Raw genomic sequence first — 21,300 nt, forward strand, 5'->3', positions numbered from 1 at the left:
ATGGCCACGACGAAGCGCGCGAAAAAAACCGATGTGGTGAGCCCAAGCTCCGCCGAATTGCGCAAAGCCGTCGAGGCGATTGCCATTCAGCCCAAGAGCGGCAAGATCACGCTGCTCACACGCAAACTGTTCAACGTTCTGCTCACGGTTGCCCAGCAAGCGGACGAATCGGGCGACACCTATCGTGCGCTGCTGTCGGACATCGTTGCAAACTCGGCTTTCGATTCGAACGACACCGCCCTCGTCAAGGAGCACTTGCGTCGGATGGTCTCCGTGCAGGTCGAATGGAGCCAGGGAACGTCGAGCCAGAAGCCCGGCCGCAAATGGGGCATCTCCACCCTTATCGCCGACGCCGAAATTCTCGAAGATCCGACGACGCGTCGCGTCTGGGTCGAATTCTCGTTCGCGCCGAAGATCAAAAAGAAACTGCTCGATCCCGTGCAATACGCCCGATTGAGCTTGCAATTCCAAAGCCAGTTGCGCAGCAGCGCGGGTCTCGCGCTCTATGAAATCTGCGTGCGTTACCTGACCAATCCGAGCCATCTGACCATGCGTGAGGCGTGGGAATGGTGGCGGCCCATCCTGTCAGGCACGCCCGACACGGAAGCCGGCGATGAAGCCAAGCGCGAGTACAAGTATTTCAAGCGCGACTACCTGCGTCCCGCGATCGCGGAAGTGAACGCCGTCACCAATATCTTCGTCGAACTCATCGAGCATCGCGAAGGTCGCCGGGTCGCCGAAATCCAGTTTCGCGTGACTGAGCGCAAGCAGCCGATGCTCGCGCTCGATGAGCATCCGAATGTGTTCGACAGCACGCTCGTCGATCGGATGGTGAAGATCGGCATTCCGCTCAAAGAGGCGCAAACACTGTACGCCGATAGCGAGGAAAACCGGATTCGTGCGGCGCTGCAAATGACCGAGCAGCGGATGCGCAGCACGACCCTGCCGCCCGTGCGCAGCGCGCCGGCGCTGTTCAAGGACGCGCTGAAGAAGGGCTATGCGCCGCCCGTCGATGCATTGCCTTCAGCGGCGGCTGGCAAAGGTTCGGCGGGCGCGCCTGCCGACGATCCGAAGGCGAGACTCCTGGACGAGTACATGGCGCATCGGCGCAAGGAAGCGCAGGCGCTGTACCAGGAACAGGGCGAAGCGGAGCGCGAGCTGGCTCGTCGTTCGTTCGAAGAGGATGAATTGCCGGGTCTCGGCGCTCACATGCGCGACGATTGGCGACGACGCGGCCTCGAGTCGAAGCTGACGGAAACCGCATTCTTTGACTGGCTCGCGCGCAAGACCTGGGGCGAGCCGACGGACGGCGATTTGCTTTCGTTCACGTTGAGCCAATCGCGGGCCGCTTGATTCCTGCTTAATTCCTGTTTGATTCTGTGAAGCGCGCCATCGTCGGCGCGCTATTCCTTGCGTAACTTATTTCTGTTCCGACAGCATCTGCTCGATCTGTCGGAGAATTTCATCGCGCTTGTCACGCGTCAATCCCCGCAATTTCAGTTCGAGCCTGTCTTCTCCATATGACTTCAGGTCGCCGACCGATACCCCGGCTAGCTTGATGTCGAGCCGCTGCGCGTAACGCTGACGTCCTGCCGGCTTCGCGCTTTCCTGTGCTGTCGCCCTTCCCTTCACGATGTCGGCGACCTGGCGCGTACTCAGATCGTCGGAGAGGATTTTGTTGATAAGACGCAGCGTCGAATCCGTGCCCCGCGCCGAGTGATACCGGCCGACCTGATACGCCATATTCGAGCCGAAGCGATCCGGCCGCGCGACCATCTCCTGCATCACCGTCTCCGGCAGTTTCGCGATCGAGAGTGCCACGGCGATCGTCGATTCATCGAGACCAAGATGTTCAGCGAGTTCCTTCTGGCTCTGAAAGTGTTTTTCGTCCAGAAAGCGTCGCCACACGATCGCGTTATCGAACACCGTCTGTGAATCGCGCTGGACGTTGAGATCGTAGCCAAGTTTGTAGCTCTGAATGCCGATCGGGAGATCGATGACGATCGCCTTTACCGTTTCCTTGTTCGCTTCTTTCAATGCCCGGACACGTCGGCCGCCATCGCTGACGAAATAGCTTCCTGGATTGTCGTAGTCGGGAATGACGTGAATGGCTTGCTGCTGCCCCTGCTTTGCGAGATTGACCGCGAGCTCGGCAATCGACGACTTCAGATAGAAATACCGTGGATTGAATGGACTCGGCTTGATCGCCTTCAGTGGAAGCTCAACGATCTGTCCGGCGCGATAGCTGTGCTCGGCTCGCCACGCGCGGTATTCAACCGATTCGTTCGTGGATTCGGCCGGCTCCGCTTCGCTCGGCGAAGTTGGCGCTACAACGGGGCTCTTGAATGCGGCGACGTTCGTGCTCTTCGCTGCGTTTTGCACCAGCCCGTCGATCGCGTTCAGCCGATCGAGCGCCGTGCGCTTTTCGCTGCTGGTCGTATCGGGACGTGCCTGGAAGCCTTTGGCGAATTGGGATGGTTTCATTCAAGTACCTTTATGCGCATAAATTCAGGGGAGCAGAGCGGCGATCTCGTCAGCGCAGGCGCGAACTTCGAGAGCGGCCAGCTTCGCGCCTCGATCGTTCATCTGCAAGACTGTCTGACCAAGCGCCATCGCCTGTTTATAGGCCTCGCGCGTGGGCATCTGGGTGCGCAGAAGCGGGAAGCCGAGTTCTTCCAAGGCTCGCTTTAACTCACGCGTCAGCATTCGCTTCTCTTCGGTCTTATTGAGGAGAAAGACGGCACGAAGATCTTCGTTCATGACTTGCGCCTGCTGGACCAGCTTGACGAGACCCACGCTCGACCAGTAATCCGCTGGCGACGAGGACGTCGGCATCACGGCGACCGTTGCGGCGAGAAGGACCACGCCAGAGACCTTTTCCGTGATCGACGGCGGGCAGTCGACGACGATCAGGTCGTAGTCCGCAACGAACTTCTTGATCTCGCGATGGATCTGCGAGCCCGCCTCGGAGAGATTGACGACGGGGAATGGAATGCCGGACTCACTATCCGAAGATGCGCTCGCCCAGTGAATGAGGGTGTTTTGACCATCGGCGTCGACGACGAGGACGCGCTTGCCTCTTTCATGGAAGGCCGCGCCGAGGTGCATCGCAATCGTGCTCTTACCGACTCCGCCCTTCTGCTGTGTCACTGCGATGATTTCTGCTGCCAATGTTCACCTCCTCTTTTTGGACGCCGCTGAATTTTACCTTGGCGTTTTTCTAATTCAAACATTTTTGGTTACATGCAACGGTTATAAGCCGTTTGACGTGGCTTTATGCGCATAAAGCCGAAGAGTGGAATGGCGAATGCGGATGCGTCGCAGGAGGCTGTGCGGTTTTTGCTGCCCGCAGGTCATCAGGGTTTCGTCGATACGAAGGGAGTGTCGCGTAACAGGTTCGCGCAAGCGATCAACCATGGCGTCTTTGGCAGACCGTGGAGCGGTAGCTAACTACTGGCAGCAGCGTGACGGAAACGACTGTGGGTTTATGCGCATAAACCTGGTTGGGCACCAGCATGCCGTCGACTGGATACGACGCACCGCTACCGCCACGCGGCAGAGGCATATCGAAGTTATGCGCATAAACTCGACCGGGTAATGAGATGCGTGGCGGTGGAAGCGCCGCCCATGCGAATCTGCACGGCCATCAGCATTAGTCCCCACGCCGCTGGCATATTCATGAAGGCCGCTGATGGCAAAGATCAGAGTTGCTGTGACTGAACAGCACGTGCATGCGGCGCAGCGCCTCGAGCCTGTCCTCAAGCACAAGTTGCAATCATCGGCCGCTAGTTGAGCGACAACCGCCACGCGAGGCAAACGCAGCAGCTAAAATCCTCAACCTCACTAGGTCACTTCCTGCATAACGCCCATGATCACCGTCTACCACAACCCGCGCTGCTCGAAATCCCGCGGCGCTTGCGAACTCATTAGCGACGTCTACAACCCGTCGAACGAACCAGTGGAGGTGGTCGAGTACCTTCGTACGCCACCTTCCGTGGCGCGGTTGAAGGAGCTGAATCAAATGTTGGGGTGCCCCGTTCGCGAGATGATTCGCGACTCAGAAGCCATCTATAAAAAACTGGGTCTAGCTGACGCCTCGTTGGCCGACGATCAGTTATACGAAGCGATCGCTGCGAATCCGATCCTGCTTCAACGTCCGATTGTCGTTCGCAATGGACGCGCGGTGATCGGTCGGCCGCCCGAGAATGTCAAAGCGCTGTTTCCCGATCTGGCGAAGTAACGTGACGCGCGCGACAACGGGAATCCGTATCGCGCGGCGGCATTAGGCGGGCATCTACGCTTTCACCCCGAGAACCGCTTCCTTCGTGACGATCTTCGTCGGGATGATGCGAAGCTCGGTGAACGCATCGGCAATCCTCTGCTGCTCGGCGAGTACGCCTGCATCGATGGGCTTATAGACGTGTGCATAGTGTCGCAAGCTCGCTTCGACCACGCTGGCGTCGAGTCCCTGAATCGGTGCGAGCTGTGCCGCCGCTTCCGCGTAGTGATCGCGGACCCAGACGCCCTCTTTGCCAACCTCCGCAACAACGGCATCGATGAGTTCAGCGTTTTGCTGAGCAAACGGGCGCGCGCTGAGAAAGAACTGGTGATGGCTGACGATGCCCGCACCGTCGGTCAACAGTCTCGCGTTCGATTGGCGCTTTGCAGCTTCGAGAAACGGATCCCAGACAGCCCAGGCATCGATTGCGCCGCGCTCGAATGCGGCGCGCGCGTCAGCGGGCGGCAAGAACACAGTTTGAATATCGGTGTATTTCACACCTGCTTTCTGAAGCGCGGCGACCAGGAACCAATGCACATCGGAGCCCTTGTTCAAGGCCACCCGCTTTCCCTTCAGATCCGCAACGGATTGAATCGGCGCATCGCGATGGACAAGAATGCCTTCGGCTTGCGGCGTCGGGATTTCGTACGCGGTGTACACGAAGTTGGCACCAGCAGCTTGCGCGATGACAGGCGGCGCCTCTCCGACGTAGCCGAAATCGATTGAACCGACGTTCAGTCCTTCCAGCAATTGCGGGCCCGCCGGAAACTCCGTCCACTTCACCCCCACCCCCAGTGGTGCGAAGCGCTTTTCAAGCGTCCCATGTGCTTTCAGCAACACGAGCGTGCTTGCGGCCTTTTGATAACCGATACGGATTTCTTTTGCGCGCGTCTGCGCGAATGAGGGCAACGCAGTCGACGCGAGGAGTGCGCCGGCTCCGGCCAGGAATGCGCGGCGTGTGAAATTGGAATGTTGAGACATATACGGATTCGATGTAGCGAATACGGTCGCAACAGGGACCGATTGCGCTCAACGATAAGCTGATGACGGATCTCCGCGAACCGATAAATTCGCATAAGCAAATCACACCGAGTCTGTGGGGTAGTTCGGTTCATCCCGCGTGGCAGGAATTGACGCCGCGCTGACACATTTGCCGAATCCGGCTTCCATAGACTTCAATCATTCACCGCTCCCCCAAACGGGGCGGAACGAACGCCAAATCGATTATGGAGGCAGGACATGCTCGAACTAAGACCGTCATGCGAAGGTTGTGGCAAGGCACTGCCACCTGACTCGAAAGACGCGATGATCTGCAGTTTTGAATGTACGTTTTGCGAAGTCTGCGCGCTGACCGCGCTGCGCAATGTGTGTCCGAACTGTGGTGGAAATTTCCAACATCGGCCGATTCGTCCCGTGGCAATGCTGGAGAAACATCCCGCCTCGTCTGCACGTCATGATGTCAGCGTGGACGAGGCCGCACACGGTGCATACCTGGCGCGTTATCGCGAGATCCCTCCAGCAGAGCGTTAGGCGGCCGGAAACGTCATCGCAATCCGCAATTGATTGTTGCTAATCCTGAAAGACGCAAAACGGATCGAACTCGTCCGTCGGCGAACCTGCACGCCGTCTACATCCCTAGTCCGCCACCTGAGCCGTTCGTCGATTATTACAGTCGACGAAAAAATCTCTTGGCAATCCGGCTATTCCGGGACTCGCGCTCCGTGGATATTCTCCGCCTCAACGATCGCGAGGCGATCGCATCAACGCTGAGAATCCAGGAGTCACCATGAAACGCCTTCTTTCCGCCCTCGTTGCATCCATTGCGCTTTTGGCCGGTGCGACGGGAGTTGCCCATGCTGACAGCAACCAGAAGTGCGAAGGTCCCCCCTCGTATTGCAACGTGTTCTTCGGCAACTAACGTTCGCAATTGCAGTCGATTAAAACGAAAGGGCGCTCCGATGCGCCCTTTCTTATATGCGGCCCGCGCGGATCAGACCTTTCCACCTCCATCGAGTCCGCTGCCCGTCCGCCAGACCTGCTTTCCGCGCTCGGAAAGTTCGCCGCAACTGTGTGTTTCATCCGCTTGTGTGCCTTCGACGGCCATTTCGCCGCCCGGCTGTTCCAGTGCGCGCGGCTTGTGCTCTTTTCGCGCGGCCACCGCATCATCGTGAGATCTGCCAGAGTGATGCAAAGTCATGATCTATCCCTCCTGGTTGATCCTCAAACGTCCGATAGTGCGTGTACGACGCCCAGCACGTCGAAATCGCTATCCACCGGCTCAACGCAAAGTTGTAACCGCAAGTGAGGTTGCACGCCGTTTGTTGCGTATGGCGACAGCCCGACGACGCGCTTGATTGATAAGGCAAAGATTCGACCTATCCACAGGGTTATCCAGAAAATCTGTGGATAACTTTTGCGTACCCCGGTTTATCCACTGCAGGTAACAAAAACGTCATATCAAGGGCGCTAACGCTGTGTTTCGGGACGCCCGATCGGCCGCTATGATTGACAGGCCGCATCCCCTTTTGCGCGTTTCGCGCCAACCGAGGAAGGAACATATGGCCTATCAAATTGCAGTGGTCGTCGGCAGCTTGCGCCGCGACTCGACCAATCGCCAGCTGGCAAAGGCGTTGATTTCACTTGCGCCCTCAGACTTTTCTTTCGAGTTTCTCGACATCGGTTCTCTCCCGCTCTACAGCCAGGACTACGACCACGATTTCCCAGAAGTCGCGCGTCACTTTAAGCAGCAGATCCACGCTGCCAACGGGCTGCTGTTCGTCACGCCCGAATACAACCGCTCGATGCCCGGCGTACTGAAGAACGCGCTCGACTGGGGTTCACGCCCTTGGGGCCATAGCGTCTGGGGCGGCAAGCCGGGTGCCGTAATCGGCACATCGCCGGGGGCGACGGGCACGGCGCTCGCGCAACAGCATCTGCGCAACGTGCTGGCGTATCTCGACGTGCAGACGCTTGGTCAGCCCGAGATGTTCATCAAGCATACGGCTGGCCAGATCGATGAGAACGGCAACATCGCGAGCGACGACACGCGCAAGTTCCTGCAGAAGTTCGTCGATCGATATGTTGACTGGGTGAAGCGGCACGCGGGCTGAATGCACCCGTCTACATACACAGCGGCGCCCGATCAAGGGCGCCGCATTATTTCCGGTCCTTTGCCAGTCGGAGCACGACGACTAGTGATGGTGATGCCCCGTCACGCGATCCCACCCATGCTGCACGGCGGACTTAAAACGCTCCCAGCTACCGACAGCCTTGTCGCGCTCCCAATCCTCCCGCACTTCCGGTTCGACCTCGTCCCACGATTTGTCCTGATAGCGGATTTCGCGGGCCATCGTCGCGCCGTAGTGATAGGCCGGAACGTACTCGTCATAGCGCAATCCTTCGTGCGCGTATTCCGCGTCATAGTGGGTGCGGAAATCCTCTTCGTATTCGAGATATTCATCCGGCACCTGTTGGGGCATCGCTCGCGCGGGCGCGGCGGTGTCGGGCGTCATCACGGCGCCTGAGCCGGCGATGCCTGCTGACGCAATCGCCGCGGCCGCGGGCGTATCGCCCTGAGGCGCGGCCGGCCGGCTGGCGGACGTGGGCACGCCATAATCGGGATACTGGGCCGCTTCGCCAGGAAGCGCCGTCGAGCGTTCCGGCGGCGGCACATCCGGCCGCATCACCGCTCCGGCGCCGGGCGCGCTCGCGGCGGCGAGCGCCTGCGCGGACGGTTCGTCGACGGGCGGCACGCCGTGCAGCGCGTCCATGCGCGCGCGGTTGCGCGCTTCTTCCTCAGCGAGTAACGCTGCGCTCGACGGCTGCGCCGCCGTCGTCGGCGTGACGGCCGGTTTTCCAATACCCAACTCGTCGAGCACCGAGTGCTCGCGTTTCGTCTCGGCTGCGGGCATCGCGGCATCGGGCGCCCGCTCGCTCACTTCAATCGCTCCAAGCTTGCTCAACGAATTGCGCGCGAGTTCCGCATGCGACTCGCTCGCGGCGTTCACGGCCACGAGCACAGCGCCGCGTCGAACCGCGTCCGTGTAGCGTTCGGCTTCAGGAGCGGTCGGGCCGGAGGTCGAGAACAGGCTCGACAGGAATCGTTCGATATTGGCGATCACGCCGGGAGACTCCTCCGCGGCTGCGTCGGCGGGCGTTTCGGGGTGCGCCTGCAGATTGATGTCGGCGGACGCGAAGCCGGTCTGCACAAGCATGTTGCGCGCGCTTTCGGCCTGCGCGTAGGTGGCGAAAAGACCAATCACGGTGTGTCGCATGTCTGTCTCCGTCGGCTTTATGGGTGGATGCGGCAGTGCATCACTGCATCCTCTGTGACGGTATACGCGCAACCTTCATGCCGGGCTTCGCGAGCGCGGGTCGACGGGAACTGTCGGAAGAGACAGGCGACAGCGGGAAGCCGTCGCCCACGGCAAGCGCGTCCGTCGCATGGCGCGCTTTTTACAAATATAGTCGGTAATCCCCGGCAAAACGGCCGCTCAACTGGCGGGGTGAGTCGGCGTATGCGCGAGATCGCGCTGCAGCGTCTGCAGGAATTTGTCGAGCAACGCGATATCGAACGGCTTCGACAGCACGCGCACATCGACGTGACGCGCGCGCTCCAACTCTTCCGCATAGCCGGTGACGAGAATCACCGGGAGCTTCGTCTCGAAAGCCTGCACGCGTTCCGCGAGATCGATGCCGTTCAGCGTGCCGGGCATATGGATGTCGGAAATCACGAGGTCGAAGGGCAAGGGCTCGCCCGTCTCCTTTTGCCTCGCGTGCGCGGCGTCGAAGCGTTCCATCGCCGCGTCGGCGTTGAACACGCAGGTGACGTCGTGGCCCATCATCTGCAGCAACGCTTCCGTGCCTGCCGCCACTTCGTCGTTGTCCTCGACGAGCAGAATGCGCAGGCCATGCGGCGCGCCCGTCTCTTCCGTGATGGGCTCGGCAGGCCGCTCGACTTCGGGCGCCTGCGTCGCGCGCGGCAGATAGAGCCGCACCGACGTGCCCGCGCCAATCGCGCTGTCGATCGCGGCCAGCCCGCCCGAGCGCTCGCAGAACGCAAACACCTGAGGCAGGCCGAGCCCTGTGCCCATGCCCTTCGGCTTGGTCGTGAAAAGCGGCTCGAACGCGCGCGATAGTATCTCCGGCGGCATCCCGACGCCCGTATCTTCCAGCGACAACTGCACGAACGCGCCCGTGATCGGAAAGCCGTCTTCGTGACGGAAGGTCACGTTGTTCGCGCGCACCGTGAAGCGTCCGCCGTTCGGCATCGCATCGCGGGCATTGACGGCGACGTTGATCAGCGCAAGTTCGAGTTCCGCGACGTCGACCTGCATCGGCCACACGCCCGTGCCGACGTCCATCACCAACGCGACCTTTGCGCCGAGGGATGCGCGCAGCAGATCGCGGCAGCCCGGCAGCCAGCGTTCGACGTCGAGTGTCTCGTTGCGCAAGGGCTGCTTGCGCGCCACGCCGAGCAATTGCCGCGTGAGCGACTGGCCGCTCTTGAGCGCGCGCTCGACGGCGGACAACTCGCGGTCGAACGCCGCCGCGCCGCGCCGCCGCACGATCTGCACATTCGCTGAGACGATCATCAGCAGGTTGTTGAAGTCGTGCGCGACGCTGCCGACCAGATTGCCGAGCGCCTCCATCTTGCGCGACTGCCGGTAGGCCGATTCGATCGAGCGACGCATCGACGCTTCCGCCTGCCAGCGCTCCCACGCTTCCTCTTCTGCGCCGAGGCGCCTGAGCGACAGCCAGATTACGCACCACAGCACGATGGACGGCACGAACGTCGACAGGATGAGCACGCTCAGATGGCGATACCACGCGGCCCAGATCGCGGACGTCCGATAGCCGACCGTCACATACACGGGATACGAGCCGACGCGGCGAAACGCGACGATCAGCTTCTCGCCGTCGATCGCGGAGCGCACTCGCACGACGCCCGCGCGCCGTCCTTCGGCGAGCGCGTCGGTGTACGCGTTGTGACGGATGGGCTCTTCCGCCTTCGACGGCATGCCGACGGGATAGCGCGCGAGCACGGCCGCATCGGAGCGTGTCAGCGCCATCGTCATCGGCGAGTCATTGCCGCCCAGCAGCTCTCGATAGAACGCAGCGAAGTAGCTGGGCCGCAGCGCCACCGACACCACGCCCGCGAACCCACCGTCCTCGCCGCGCCGCGCGACGCCCGTGTTGAACACGATCTCGCCCGCGACATGCCCGACCATCACCTTCGACACATGTTCGAGCACCTGACCATCACGAATGCCGACGAAATCTTCGCGATGATCGATCGACACGGCCGGCGCCGGATAGAAACGGCTGCTGGCGAGCAGCGTGCCGTCATGCCCGAAGATCGAAACAGCAGCGACCTGCGGATAGCCGCCGCCCATCGTCTGCAGCTTTTCGTGGATCGCGGCTTCGCCTTCGCGTATGCCGTCGTCGTCCAGTCCTTGCACCAGATCGACGACGCGCGCGTCGAGCGCCTCGTTCATGTCGAACACTTTCAACGCGTGCTCTTCGGCGACGCGCACGGTGCGCAGCGTGAGATCGGTGGCGTCGGCCTCGCGCGTGCGCAGGTCGCTGAACGCCATCGCCGCGACGAACACGCACGGCAGCACGACGGCCGCCACCAGCAGCGCGATCAGCGTCATGCGGCGGACGGCAAAGTTCTGCTCGGGTACGGCGGGAAAAAGCGCTTCGTCGGGTCGCGTGCCGGTGGCACGTTCGTCCGGGGTGTTCGCGTCGGCGGAATCGGGCCGGTCAGCAGTCATGGCGCAAGCCGCGCGCGCGGCCGGTTGAAAAGGTGTGTGTTCTCATCATAGGTTTAGTGGACCATCCGCTCGCGCGCAATGCAACCAAACGGACGCCGCGGCCGCGCCTGCAAGGCCCGGACGCTTTAGTCATACGAGTTCGCGAATCAGCGACGAATCCGGAAGCGCAAACGTACACAAAAGTATAAAGACGATCTTTTATCTGACGAATGCTTACGTTTCGACTCGAATCTGACTCAAACGAGTTAAATTCGTTCGACGAATGCATTCTGGCGAGTTGCCTTTCCGCCAATTTGCTTCGAAAATTGCGGCAAGATAAATAATCAGCCCGCCATGATCGGGCGAATTTCGCGCGAGGGACCGGGCATTGCATGCCATGCAAGACTGGGCAGACCCTCGCGTAGACCAGCGGCGCACCACGGAGCCATGAACGCCGTCTTGCCGCCGCAGCACTATCTACGGGGTAGGCTTCGAAAATGCCGGTCATTGCCGTTGTCCATTGCGTGCATGCTGCAGCGGCCGCACGCCGCGCGCGCAGCACCTGCCACCGGGTGCGCCTGTCGCCGCGCCACGTGGGGTCAGCATCGCTCGTGCCGACCGTTCCGGGTTCCCGCTTCGTCGCTGCTGGAGAGGCCGCTTCGCGCGATTGCGCGAGCGGGCACTCAAGTTCGCCCATGCAGCGCCGTTAACACGCAAGAACCCACTCCGTTTCCAGCCCGCCGCCATGCCTTTGCCCATTGTGATCGCCGATGACTCGCTGCTTGCCCGCAAGGTGCTCACGAAAGCATTGCCGCAGGACTGGGACGTCGACATTACCTACGCGTCCAACGGACGCGAAGCGCTCGAGCATTATCGCAAGGGGCGCGCTTCGGTGATGTTTCTTGACCTGACGATGCCCGACATGACGGGCTATCAGGTTCTGGAGGCCCTGCAGCACGAGGACCTGAATACCTTCGTGATCGTCGTGTCCGCCGATGTCCAGCCGATGGCAAGGGAACGCGTGCGCGCGCTCGGCGCGGTCGCATTCATCGCCAAGCCCGTGACTACCGAGGCGGTGCTTCCCATCCTCAAGGAGTACGGGTTGTATGTCTGAGCCAGTCCTCAACGAAGATCAGCGCGACGCGCTGCAAGAGGTCGCCAATCTGGCGATGGGCCAGGCCGCGACGCGCCTCGCTCTGCTGCTGGATGCGTTCATCGAACTGTCCGTGCCGCGCGTGCGCGTGGTCGCCGTGCGCGAGGCTGCGTCGGCGCTGCGCGAGATGACGGGGATCAACGAGCCCGTGAGCGCCGTGCGACAGGGATTCCGCTCGGACATCAAGGGCGAGGCGCTGGTGATCTGCCGCAGCGGCAGCATCGAGCAGCTGTGCTCGCTGGTGAGCGACCCGTACGCGAAGTCCGCATACGAGGCGACCACCCAGGAAGAGCTCGTGTTCGACGTCGCGAACATCCTGACGGGCGCGTGCGTGTCGTGCATTCTCGACCAGCTTGGGCGCATGCCGGTGTTCTCGCAGCCGGGCCTGCTCGGCTCGGCGATGTCGCTCGATGACGTGTTCCAGCCGAACGTGCTCGCCTGGGAAGTCGCGCTGCTGGTCGAAGTGAATTTCGCGTTAGAGGATCAGAGTTTCCGCGCCCACCTCGTGATGCTGATGGCGGAAGACTCGATCCGTCATCTCAGTTCCGCGCTGGACGCGCTGCTTTCCAGCATATGAATGCCCCGCTTCCCACGCTGAGCGATCTGGTCGTCGAACGGGTCGGCTTCGGCATTTTCGTGCTCGACCGTCAGATGAACGTGCTGATGTGGAATCGCTTCATGCACGATCACAGCGGCCTGTCGGCGCAACAGGTGGTCGGCAAGTCGATTTTTGCGAGCTTTCCGGAGCTGCCGCGCGTGTGGCTCACGCGCAAGCTCGAAAGCGTGTTCCAGCTCGGCAGCTTCGCGTTCAGTTCGTGGGAGCAGCGCCCCTATCTGTTCAAGTTCGATCACGACCGGCCGATCACGGGCGGCGTCGATTTCATGCAGCAGGACTGCACGTTCATGCCGATCATGCGCGATCGCGAGGTCGAGGCCGTTTGCGTGACGGTCTCCGACGTGACGCACGTGAGCATCATGCAGCGCGAGCGCGAAGAGGCCGTGGCGAAACTGCAGGAATACGCGGACCGCGATGGGCTGACGGGCATCGCGAACCGGCGTTACTTCGAAGCGCGTCTGCGCGACGAGTACACCCGCTGGCAGCGTTACGGCGGCGAACTGTCGATCCTGCTGTTCGATCTCGATCACTTCAAGAAGATCAACGACCAGTTCGGTCACGTGGTCGGCGATACCGTGCTGCGCGATATGGCGCAGCGCGTGTCGCATGTCGTGCGCGCGCAGGATACGTTCGGGCGCTTCGGCGGCGAGGAGTTTGCGCTGCTGCTGCCATGCACGCCGCTGGAAGACGCGATGCTGGTCGCGGAGAAAATCCGCAATACGATTGGCGACACGCCGGTTGACGTGCAAGGCGTCGATGTGCCCGTGACGGCGAGTGTCGGCGGCGCGTCCGCGCGGGCGGGCGTGCCTGCCTACGAGGCGCTCATCAACGAGGCGGATGCGGCGCTGTACAGCGCGAAGCGGCAGGGACGCAACCGGTCGGTTGCGTTTATCTGAAGAGGTGTTGGCGTTTTTGCCGGCGAGCGGGCACACGCCCGCTGCGGCGGATCGATTTACTTGCGGCTCATCCACGAGCCCACGACGCGCCACTGGCCGTCGTGGCGTGCGAAGTCGTCCTTGAAGGCGAACACGGCTTGCTGGCCGTCCGGCGCCATGAAGCGGTTCTCTCCGATCACCACGGCCTGATCGCCGTCGACATGAACGTTCACGTACTGCAGCGTCTGCGTCGAACCTGACGGCGCCGGCGATGCGTTCAGAACGTCGCTTTTCGAGCGCGCCGTACCGGATGGCGTGATTTCGCGGTACGAGTCGTCGAGCAACAGTTTCAGCGTGTCGCGATCGTGATGCATGCTCGCCTGGAGCCAGGCTTCTTCCATCTGGCGGATCACGGCTTCGTCGTTTTGGGCGGCGAATGCCGGCGTCGCGAGTGCAAAAGCGGCGAGAACGGGAGCGACAAACAGCATATACAGTTTCATCTTTTTTCCTTAATACGATTTAAATCAATAATCCGATTCAATGAATTTGAAAGCGACAAATTAAAATATGATCCGTGTGACTTTAAAATCTGAGTAATCAAGATTTTTATTGCGCACGATTAATGTGAATGGTTCAAAGTCATGCTGTGGGCGCCGCACACGGTTATCTGCCCTCCCGTTTCGTTTATTTGCGGGATCAAATGTAGTCTGTATTTAAATCGAGGTATCTCGGATAACTCTTAAATTTGAGATAGCATTTCGAGATGTTTTGAATGCCTGTGCGTAGGCAAATCCGTATTTTTGTTGCCGTTACACTTCGTTCTTCGGCGAGGCAAATCGGCGTCGCACGCCGCTGCGGCTTCCGTCGTTCCTGCGTCCGCTATGAAAGGTTGGTATACTTTTGCCCGTTTTCCGGTCTTTTCGGCCGGCGTTTCGCGCGTGTCCGCGCGCGCGGGCGGCTTGCCCTGCGGGTAGGCATGACTTCTTGATCGCCCCTTCGGGGGTGTCTCAGCGGAGATAGTCTTGGCCGTTTCCAATCTCGTCGTGGACGACACACAAACTGACGCAGCTGCCGCCAGTTCAGGCAGCTCGTTTTATCTCGCGATGCGCATCTTGCCGCCTGCGCAGCGCGATGCGATGTACCAGGTCTACGCTTTCTGCCGCGCCGTCGACGACATCGCCGACAGCGACCTGCCGCGTGCCGAGCGCGACGCGGGCCTCGAGCGCTGGCGGGCGGACATCGATGCGTGCTACGCCGGCTCGCCGCGCGCGTCGCTGCTCGAGCTGACCCGGCACATCCACACGTTTCATCTGCAGCGCGAAGACTTCCACGCGATGATCGACGGGATGGCGATGGATGCCGCCGCCGACATCTGCGCGCCCGACGAAGCCACGCTCGACCTGTACTGCGACCGTGTCGCGAGCGCAGCGGGCCGGTTATCGGTGAGGATATTCGGGATGGAGGAGCAGCCGGGCGTCGAGCTGTCGCACCATCTGGGCCGCGCGCTGCAACTGACGAACATCCTGCGCGACATCGACGAAGACGCGGAGATCAACCGCTGCTATTTGCCGTACGAGCTGCTGGCGCGCGAAGGCATCGCGGCGACGAATCCGCTCACGATCGCCGACGATCCGTCGCTGCCGCGCGTCTGCGCGACGCTCGCGGAGCGTGCGAAGCAGCACTTCGCCGCCGCCGACGCGATCATGGACGCGCAGCCGCGCGCCCAGGTCAAGGCGCCGCGCATCATGTCGGGCGTCTACCGCTTGCTGCTCGAGCGCACGCTGGAACGCGGCTTCGACATCCCGCGCACGAAAGTCAGCAAGCCGAAGCTGCGGATGCTGGCGATCGTGGCGCGCTACGCTTTCTTTTGATGCGAAAGCTGGTTCACGTGATCGGTGCTGGCCTGGCCGGTCTTGCCGCCGCCGTGCAACTGCAACGGCGCGGCGCGCAGGTCGTGCTGTACGAGGCGGCCGAACAGGCGGGCGGCCGCTGCCGCACGTACTACGACCGCACGCTGGCCGCGACCATCGACAGCGGCAATCATCTGGTGCTGTCCGGCCAGCAGGCCACGTTGAACTACGTGCGCGCGATCGGTTCCGCCGACGAACTCGTCGGGCCGACGCAGCCCGAATACCCGTTCGTCGATCTGGCGACGAACCGGCGCTGGACCGTGCGCATGTCGCCGGGACGGTTTCCGGCGTGGATTTTCGAGGCCGGCGCGCGCGTGCCGGACACGCAATGGACGGATTACCTGTCCGTCGTGCCGCTGCTGCTGGCGAAGCCCGGCCGCACCGTCGCGCAGTCGATGCGCAGCAACGGCCCGCTGTGGGACCGCATGCTGCATCCGCTCCTGCTGGCAATGACCAACATCGAGCCGCGTCAGGCGACGGCTGGACTGGTGGGCGCGGTGTTGCGCGACACGCTCGCGGCGGGTGGCCCTTCGAGCCGGCCGCTGATCGCGCGCAACGGGCTGGGGTCCGCGTTCGTCGAACCGGCGCTGCGGCTGTTGCAGCATGGCGGCGCGGCGATCCGGCTCGCCGCGCGGATCGACGCGCTGGAGTTTGCCGATACCAATAGCCCGGAAGGCCGCCGCGTTGCCGCGCTACGGCTGGACGGCGGGGAACGCGTCGAAATCGGCGCGAGCGAAGCCGTCGTGCTGGCCGTGACGCCGGATGTCACGCAGGCGCTGGTGCCCGGCGTGCAGGCGCCGCGCCGCTTTTCGGCCATCGTCACGGCGAATTTCGCGGTCGAGCCGCCGCTCGGCCATCCGCCGCTGATGGGGCTCGTCAACGCGAGCGCAAGCTGGCTGATTGCGTCGGATGGACGCCTGTCGGTGACCGTGTACGACGCGGCGAACCGTGCAGCGAACCTCGCCGACATGCCGCGCGACGAACTCGCGCGCAAGCTGTGGGTCGACGTCGCGCAAGTGACGGGCTTGTCGGCCGATCTGCCACTGAAGTGGCAACTGAGCGTCGAGCCGCGCGCGACTTTCGCCGCGCAACCCGACGACGAGATGCGCCGCCCGGCCACGCGCACTCGCTGGAACAACCTGATGCTTGCGGGCGACTGGACGGCAACCGGTCTGCCGCCGGGCATCGAAGGCGCGATCCGCTCCGGCCAGAAGGCCGCGGATACGCTATTGAACGAACCGATGGAACGCCGATGAACGATTTATCCATGACCCAGACGCTGGGCGACGCACTGCCTCAAACGCTGATCGACGACCACGCTCCCGTGGCCGCCGCGCTGGCGACAGGCGCCGCGCCCGTCGACGCGCTCGACGCCGCCGTTGCGCGCGCGACGGACGCCATCCTCGCCGCTCAGCAGGACGACGGCCACTGGGTCTACGAACTCGAAGCCGACGCGACGATTCCCGCGGAGTACGTGCTGCTCGTCCACTACCTGGGCGAAACGCCCAACGTCGAGCTGGAACAGAAGATCGGGCGCTACCTGCGCCGCATCCAGCTGGCCGACGGCGGCTGGCCGCTCTTCACCGACGGCGCGATGGACGTCAGCGCGAGCGTGAAGGCGTACTTCGCGCTGAAGATGATCGGCGATTCCGTCGATGCCGAGCACATGGTCCGCGCGCGCGAGTGCATTCTCGCGCACGGCGGCGCGGAGGCGGCGAACGTGTTCACGCGTATCCTGCTCGCGCTGTTCGGCGTCGTGACGTGGTACGCGGTGCCGATGATGCCCGTCGAAATCATGCTGCTGCCCAAGTGGTTCCCGTTCCATCTGTCGAAGGTGTCGTACTGGGCCCGCACCGTGATCGTCCCGCTGCTGGTGCTGAACGCGAAGCGGCCTGTTGCGCGCAATCCGCGCGGCGTGCGCATCGACGAGCTGTTCCGCGGCGCGCCCGTCACGACGGGCCTGCTGCCGCGCTCGGGCCACCAGAGCAAGAGCTGGTTCGCGTTCTTCCGTGCCGTCGACGGCATGCTGCGCGTGACGGACGGCCTGTTCCCGAAGCGCTCGCGCGAGCGCGCGATCAAGGCGGCCGTCGATTTCGTCGATGAGCGCCTGAACGGCGAAGACGGTCTCGGCGCGATTTTCCCGGCAATGGCCAACTCCGTGATGATGTACGACGTGCTCGGCTATCCCGCCGATCACCCGAAGCGCGCGATCGCCCGTCAGTCGATCGACAAGCTGCTCGTCATCCACGAAGACGAAGCGTATTGCCAGCCGTGCCTGTCGCCCGTGTGGGACACGTCGCTCGCGGCACACGCGCTGCTCGAAACGGGTGACACGCGCGCCGAGGAAGCCGCCGAGCGCGGCCTCGCATGGCTGCGTCCGCTGCAGATTCTCGATGTGCGCGGCGACTGGATTTCGCGTCGTCCCGACGTGCGTCCGGGCGGCTGGGCGTTCCAGTACAACAACGCGCATTACCCCGACGTAGACGATACGGCTGTGGTCGCGCTGGCGATGCATCGCTCGGCGGCGCTGACGCAATCGGACGTCGACGCGAACGCGATTGCGCGCGCCCGCGAGTGGGTGGTCGGCATGCAGAGCAGCGACGGCGGCTGGGGCGCGTTCGAGCCGGAAAACACGCAGTACTACCTGAACAATATCCCGTTCTCCGATCACGGCGCCTTGCTCGATCCGCCGACCGCCGACGTGTCCGGCCGCTGCCTGTCGATGCTCGCGCAACTCGGCGAAATGCCCGCGACGAGCGAGCCGGCGCGCCGCGCCTACGACTATCTGCTGAAAGAGCAGGAAGACGATGGCAGCTGGTACGGCCGCTGGGGCATGAACTATATCTACGGCACGTGGACGGCGCTGTGCGCGCTGAACGCCGCGGGTATCTCGCATGATGACGCCCGCATCAAGCGCGCCGCGCAGTGGCTCGTGTCGATCCAGAACGCCGACGGCGGCTGGGGCGAAGACGGCACCAGCTACAAGCTCGACTATCGCGGCTACGAAAAGGCGGCCAGCATTCCGTCGCAGACGGCATGGGCGCTGCTCGGGCTGATGGCGGTCGGCTATGTCGACCATCCCGCCGTCGCGCGCGGCATCGAATACCTGAAGAGCGAGCAGCGCGATCACGGCCTGTGGGACGAAACGCGCTTCTCGGCAACCGGCTTCCCGCGCGTGTTCTATCTGCGCTACCACGGCTATCGAAAGTTCTTCCCGCTGTGGGCGCTCGCGCGTTATCGCAATCTGACGCGCACGGGCCAGAAGCGCGTCGCCGTCGGCTTGTGATGGCGGCCCGGCCTGATCTGATGAACGCCAAGCTGCCCGTCATCGCCGTGACGGGCATGGCGTTCGAAGCGCGTATCGCGCGTGGCAAGGGTGTCGAAGCGGTGTACGCGGCGCGCGCCGATCTGCTCGAGCGCGCGTTGAACGAGGCGATCGCGCGCGGTTGCGCGGGCATCATCAGCTTCGGGACGGCAGGCGGACTGGCGCCCGATCTCGCGCCCGGCACCTTGATCGTCGCGAGCAGCGTGCATAGCCCGCTTGGCGTCGTCGAGACCGATCTGCGCTGGGCGGGACGCATCGCCACCGCGCTCGGCGCGGCGCCGCTGGCGTCGAAGCTGCGGCGCGGGCCGATCGCGGGCGTGACGGCGCCGCTGGTCGGCGCTGCCGACAAGGCCGCGCTGCACGCCTCGACAGGTGCGCTCGCCGTCGACATGGAGTCTCACCTTGCGGGCGCGATCGCCGAGGCAAACGGCCTGCCGTTCGTCGTTTGCCGGGCGATCGTCGATCCGGCGTGGCGCACGCTGCCGTCCGCCGCGACGGCCGGCCTGCGCGACGACGGCACGACCGCCATCGGCCCCATCCTGCGCGAACTGGCGCGCCAGCCATCCCAACTCGGCGGACTGCTGCAAGTCGCCGCCGACGCCCGCGCGGCGCGCGCTTCCCTCGTCGCTGCTCGCCAGGTGCTGGAGCGCTCGGGTGCGCTCCTCGCCATTTAAGCCGGGCGCGCAGGCTACGCGGATAGCGAAATAGTGTGTTGGTCTTGAAGACCTAGGGAAAACCCTTATCTCTGGTATAGTGCTAGGTGTTAACCCTAGGTCGCGCCGCTGAGCGCGACCGCGCTATTTCCAAAGAGGGACGGCAATGAATTTCCACACACGCAAATGGGTCAAGCCCGAAGACCTGAACCCGAACGGCACGCTGTTCGGCGGCAGCCTGCTGCGCTGGATCGATGAAGAAGCCGCCATCTACGCAATCTGCCAGCTCGACAACCAGCGCGTCGTGACCAAGTTCATGTCGGAGATCAACTTCGTCAGCTCGGCGCGTCAGGGCGACATCATCGAACTGGGCATGAAGGCAACCCACTTCGGCACGACGTCGATCACGCTGCGCGCCGAAGTGCGCAACAAGATCACGCGCAAGAGCATTCTGACCGTCGAAAAGATGGTGTTCGTGAATCTGGACGCGAACGGCAACCCGGCGCCGCACGGCCGCACGAAGATCCGTTATTCGGATGAAGCGTTCGAGCGATACAGCGAGAGCCTGCGTGCGATGCAGCAGCAGCCGGCCGTGCTGGCTTCGGAGGGCACGGAAGACGTCGATCAGGAAGCGGACGCAGCGCATTGACGCACGTGGAACGGCGGCGCAGGCGGGCGTGAGAAGCGCCCCGTTAAGCAAAAGCCCCGGCTGGTCGGATGACCAGCCGGGGCTTTGTCTTTGGTGCGCCGGTAACGACGTTTTACTGCGAAGCGGGAGCGGGCGTTCCGGTAGCAGGCGCACCCGACGGCGCGGCGCCTTCACCCGGATCTTCGTACTTCGGCACGCTGTCGTCGTTGGTCTTCGGGGCCTTTGCACCGCCCGCGCCCGATGCGCCATCCGCTGGCGCGGCCTGGCCCGGTTCGGCGTTCGGCACAGCAAGCGGCGCAGCGCCCGGCACGGTGGTCGGCGCCGTGCCCGATGCACCCGAAGGCGCCTGCGCGCCGGAATCGTCGTCGTCGCCGTAGTCCGGCAGCGCCGACGCCGGCGCGTTCGCGCCGCGCAGCAACGACTTGCGTTGCTGCGTATAGGCGTCGCGAACGAACGAGTATTTGTCGAGGGCCGCCTGTTCCAGCAACGTCGTCGCGCCGAGCAGATCCGAACGCACGCTGACGAACTGTACGAAGAACAGCGGATACTTGTACTCCCAGCCCATGTAAGTGATCGGATTGGCGCGGAAATCGACCAGATAGCCGAGACCGTCGCGGAACGAACTCGGGCCGAACAGCGGCAGCACCAGATACGGACCCGACGGAACGCCCCAGCGACCGAGCGTCAGACCGAAGTCCTCCTTGTGCTTCGGCAGGCCAGCGGGCGTCGCGAAGTCGATCAGGCCGCCAATACCGAACGTCGAATTCATCGCGAAACGCATCAGGCTTTCGGTGGCGTCCTTGATGTGCAGTTGAAGCAGGCTGTTGGCGAAGTTGTCGAGATCGCCGAGGTTCGAGAAGAAGTTGCTGATTGCCTGACGCAACGGCTGCGGCGTGACCTTCTGATAGCCCTTCGCAATCGGCACGGCGACCGTGCGGTCGATTGCGTCGTTGAAGTTGAAAATCGCGCGGTTCATCGGCTCGAGCGGATCCCCGGGTTTCCGGTCGGGCCCCGTTGCACACCCCGTTGCAAGACTCGCGGCGGCCAATGCCAGCGCGGCTGTACGCATCTTCATGCGGCTATCC

General features: G+C 62.9%; 21 protein-coding genes. 13 read left to right on the forward strand and 8 right to left on the reverse strand.

The features are described from left to right. Nucleotides 1-1,353 (forward strand): replication initiation protein, encoded by a 1,353-nt coding sequence (locus C2L65_RS16130; RefSeq protein WP_042304401.1) that lies wholly within the window; start codon nt 1-3, stop codon nt 1,351-1,353. A gap of 66 nt (nt 1,354-1,419) precedes the next feature. Here the strand turns inward: C2L65_RS16130 and C2L65_RS16135 are convergent, their stop codons facing one another. Both C2L65_RS16135 and parA read right to left on the reverse strand, forming a co-directional pair. After that, on the reverse strand, nt 1,420-2,484 hold the full coding sequence (locus C2L65_RS16135) for a ParB/RepB/Spo0J family partition protein (RefSeq protein WP_042304400.1): 1,065 nt from the start codon (nt 2,482-2,484) through the stop codon (nt 1,420-1,422). 24 nt (nt 2,485-2,508) lie between these two features. Continuing rightward, on the reverse strand, nt 2,509-3,171 hold the full coding sequence (gene parA, locus C2L65_RS16140) for a ParA family partition ATPase (RefSeq protein ID WP_042304399.1): 663 nt from the start codon (nt 3,169-3,171) through the stop codon (nt 2,509-2,511). Between the two features lie 697 nt (nt 3,172-3,868). Here parA and arsC point away from each other — a divergent pair. Continuing rightward, entirely contained in the window at nt 3,869-4,240 is a 372-nt protein-coding gene (gene arsC, locus C2L65_RS16145) for an arsenate reductase (glutaredoxin) (protein WP_042304398.1), read from the forward strand. A gap of 54 nt (nt 4,241-4,294) precedes the next feature. Here the strand turns inward: arsC and C2L65_RS16150 are convergent, their stop codons facing one another. Continuing rightward, on the reverse strand, nt 4,295-5,260 hold the full coding sequence (locus C2L65_RS16150) for a sulfonate ABC transporter substrate-binding protein (RefSeq protein WP_042304397.1): 966 nt from the start codon (nt 5,258-5,260) through the stop codon (nt 4,295-4,297). A 258-nt stretch (nt 5,261-5,518) separates the two neighbouring features. Here C2L65_RS16150 and C2L65_RS16155 point away from each other — a divergent pair, with 258 nt between their 5' ends. Next, nucleotides 5,519-5,809, forward strand: a complete 291-nt coding sequence (locus tag C2L65_RS16155; RefSeq protein ID WP_081920713.1) for a DUF1272 domain-containing protein — start codon at nt 5,519-5,521, stop codon at nt 5,807-5,809. A gap of 256 nt (nt 5,810-6,065) precedes the next feature. Continuing rightward, complete coding sequence (locus tag C2L65_RS47065; RefSeq protein WP_255221852.1) at nt 6,066-6,197, forward strand: hypothetical protein; 132 nt, start codon at nt 6,066-6,068, stop codon at nt 6,195-6,197. 72 nt (nt 6,198-6,269) lie between these two features. Here the strand turns inward: C2L65_RS47065 and C2L65_RS46385 are convergent, their stop codons facing one another. Beyond that, complete coding sequence (locus C2L65_RS46385; RefSeq protein WP_042304396.1) at nt 6,270-6,476, reverse strand: hypothetical protein; 207 nt, start codon at nt 6,474-6,476, stop codon at nt 6,270-6,272. Nucleotides 6,477-6,837: 361 nt separating this feature from the next. On the opposite strand from C2L65_RS46385, the gene C2L65_RS16165 reads away from it, so the two are divergent. Beyond that, nucleotides 6,838-7,389 (forward strand): NADPH-dependent FMN reductase, encoded by a 552-nt coding sequence (locus C2L65_RS16165; protein WP_042304395.1) that lies wholly within the window; start codon nt 6,838-6,840, stop codon nt 7,387-7,389. 81 nt (nt 7,390-7,470) lie between these two features. Here the strand turns inward: C2L65_RS16165 and C2L65_RS16170 are convergent, their stop codons facing one another. Continuing rightward, the gene (locus tag C2L65_RS16170; protein ID WP_042304394.1) at nt 7,471-8,553 is read right to left on the reverse strand and encodes a hypothetical protein; all 1,083 of its coding nucleotides are present in this window, start codon (nt 8,551-8,553) and stop codon (nt 7,471-7,473) included. 219 nt (nt 8,554-8,772) lie between these two features. Continuing rightward, a complete protein-coding gene (locus tag C2L65_RS16175) occupies nt 8,773-11,055 on the reverse strand; it encodes a hybrid sensor histidine kinase/response regulator (RefSeq protein ID WP_042304393.1) in 2,283 nt (760 codons plus the stop codon). 724 nt (nt 11,056-11,779) lie between these two features. Between C2L65_RS16175 and C2L65_RS16180 the strand changes: the two genes are divergently transcribed. Genes C2L65_RS16180 through C2L65_RS16190 form a run of 3 tightly spaced genes read left to right on the forward strand, consistent with a single transcriptional unit; the run spans nt 11,780 to nt 13,699 of the window. Continuing rightward, nucleotides 11,780-12,148 carry a response regulator gene (locus C2L65_RS16180; RefSeq protein WP_042304392.1) on the forward strand — a complete coding sequence of 123 codons (369 nt, stop codon included), beginning with the start codon at nt 11,780-11,782 and terminating at the stop codon, nt 12,146-12,148. After that, complete coding sequence (locus tag C2L65_RS16185; protein WP_007582916.1) at nt 12,141-12,764, forward strand: chemotaxis protein CheC; 624 nt, start codon at nt 12,141-12,143, stop codon at nt 12,762-12,764. Before C2L65_RS16180 ends, C2L65_RS16185 begins: the two co-directional genes overlap by 8 nt. Next, nucleotides 12,761-13,699, forward strand: a complete 939-nt coding sequence (locus tag C2L65_RS16190) for a GGDEF domain-containing protein (RefSeq protein ID WP_042304391.1) — start codon at nt 12,761-12,763, stop codon at nt 13,697-13,699. Before C2L65_RS16185 ends, C2L65_RS16190 begins: the two co-directional genes overlap by 4 nt. A 56-nt stretch (nt 13,700-13,755) precedes the next feature. Here C2L65_RS16190 and C2L65_RS16195 read toward each other — a convergent pair whose 3' ends face one another. Then, nucleotides 13,756-14,178, reverse strand: a complete 423-nt coding sequence (locus C2L65_RS16195; protein ID WP_042304390.1) for a nuclear transport factor 2 family protein — start codon at nt 14,176-14,178, stop codon at nt 13,756-13,758. Between the two features lie 522 nt (nt 14,179-14,700). Between C2L65_RS16195 and hpnD the strand changes: the two genes are divergently transcribed. The 5 genes from hpnD (at nt 14,701) to C2L65_RS16220 (ending at nt 20,215) form a co-directional block, all read left to right on the forward strand. Then, nucleotides 14,701-15,549, forward strand: coding sequence for a presqualene diphosphate synthase HpnD (gene hpnD / locus C2L65_RS16200; protein ID WP_042304389.1), 849 nt, complete (start codon nt 14,701-14,703; stop codon nt 15,547-15,549). Further along, the gene (gene hpnE, locus C2L65_RS16205; RefSeq protein ID WP_042304388.1) at nt 15,549-16,844 is read left to right on the forward strand and encodes a hydroxysqualene dehydroxylase HpnE; all 1,296 of its coding nucleotides are present in this window, start codon (nt 15,549-15,551) and stop codon (nt 16,842-16,844) included. The genes hpnD and hpnE overlap by 1 nt, the downstream gene beginning before the upstream one ends. Then, the gene (shc, locus tag C2L65_RS16210; RefSeq protein WP_042304387.1) at nt 16,841-18,874 is read left to right on the forward strand and encodes a squalene--hopene cyclase; all 2,034 of its coding nucleotides are present in this window, start codon (nt 16,841-16,843) and stop codon (nt 18,872-18,874) included. Before hpnE ends, shc begins: the two co-directional genes overlap by 4 nt. After that, nucleotides 18,874-19,587, forward strand: coding sequence for a phosphorylase (locus C2L65_RS16215; RefSeq protein WP_042304386.1), 714 nt, complete (start codon nt 18,874-18,876; stop codon nt 19,585-19,587). The genes shc and C2L65_RS16215 overlap by 1 nt, the downstream gene beginning before the upstream one ends. A gap of 145 nt (nt 19,588-19,732) precedes the next feature. Continuing rightward, nucleotides 19,733-20,215 carry an acyl-CoA thioesterase gene (locus tag C2L65_RS16220; protein WP_042304385.1) on the forward strand — a complete coding sequence of 161 codons (483 nt, stop codon included), beginning with the start codon at nt 19,733-19,735 and terminating at the stop codon, nt 20,213-20,215. Nucleotides 20,216-20,327: 112 nt separating this feature from the next. Here the strand turns inward: C2L65_RS16220 and C2L65_RS16225 are convergent, their stop codons facing one another. Further along, nucleotides 20,328-21,290: an MlaA family lipoprotein gene (locus tag C2L65_RS16225; protein ID WP_042304384.1), complete on the reverse strand. Its 963-nt coding sequence runs from the start codon at nt 21,288-21,290 to the stop codon at nt 20,328-20,330. Nucleotides 21,291-21,300: the final 10 nt, after the last annotated feature.

The organism is Paraburkholderia terrae, assembly GCF_002902925.1.
Taxonomy (GTDB): Bacteria; Pseudomonadota; Gammaproteobacteria; order Burkholderiales; family Burkholderiaceae; genus Paraburkholderia; species Paraburkholderia terrae.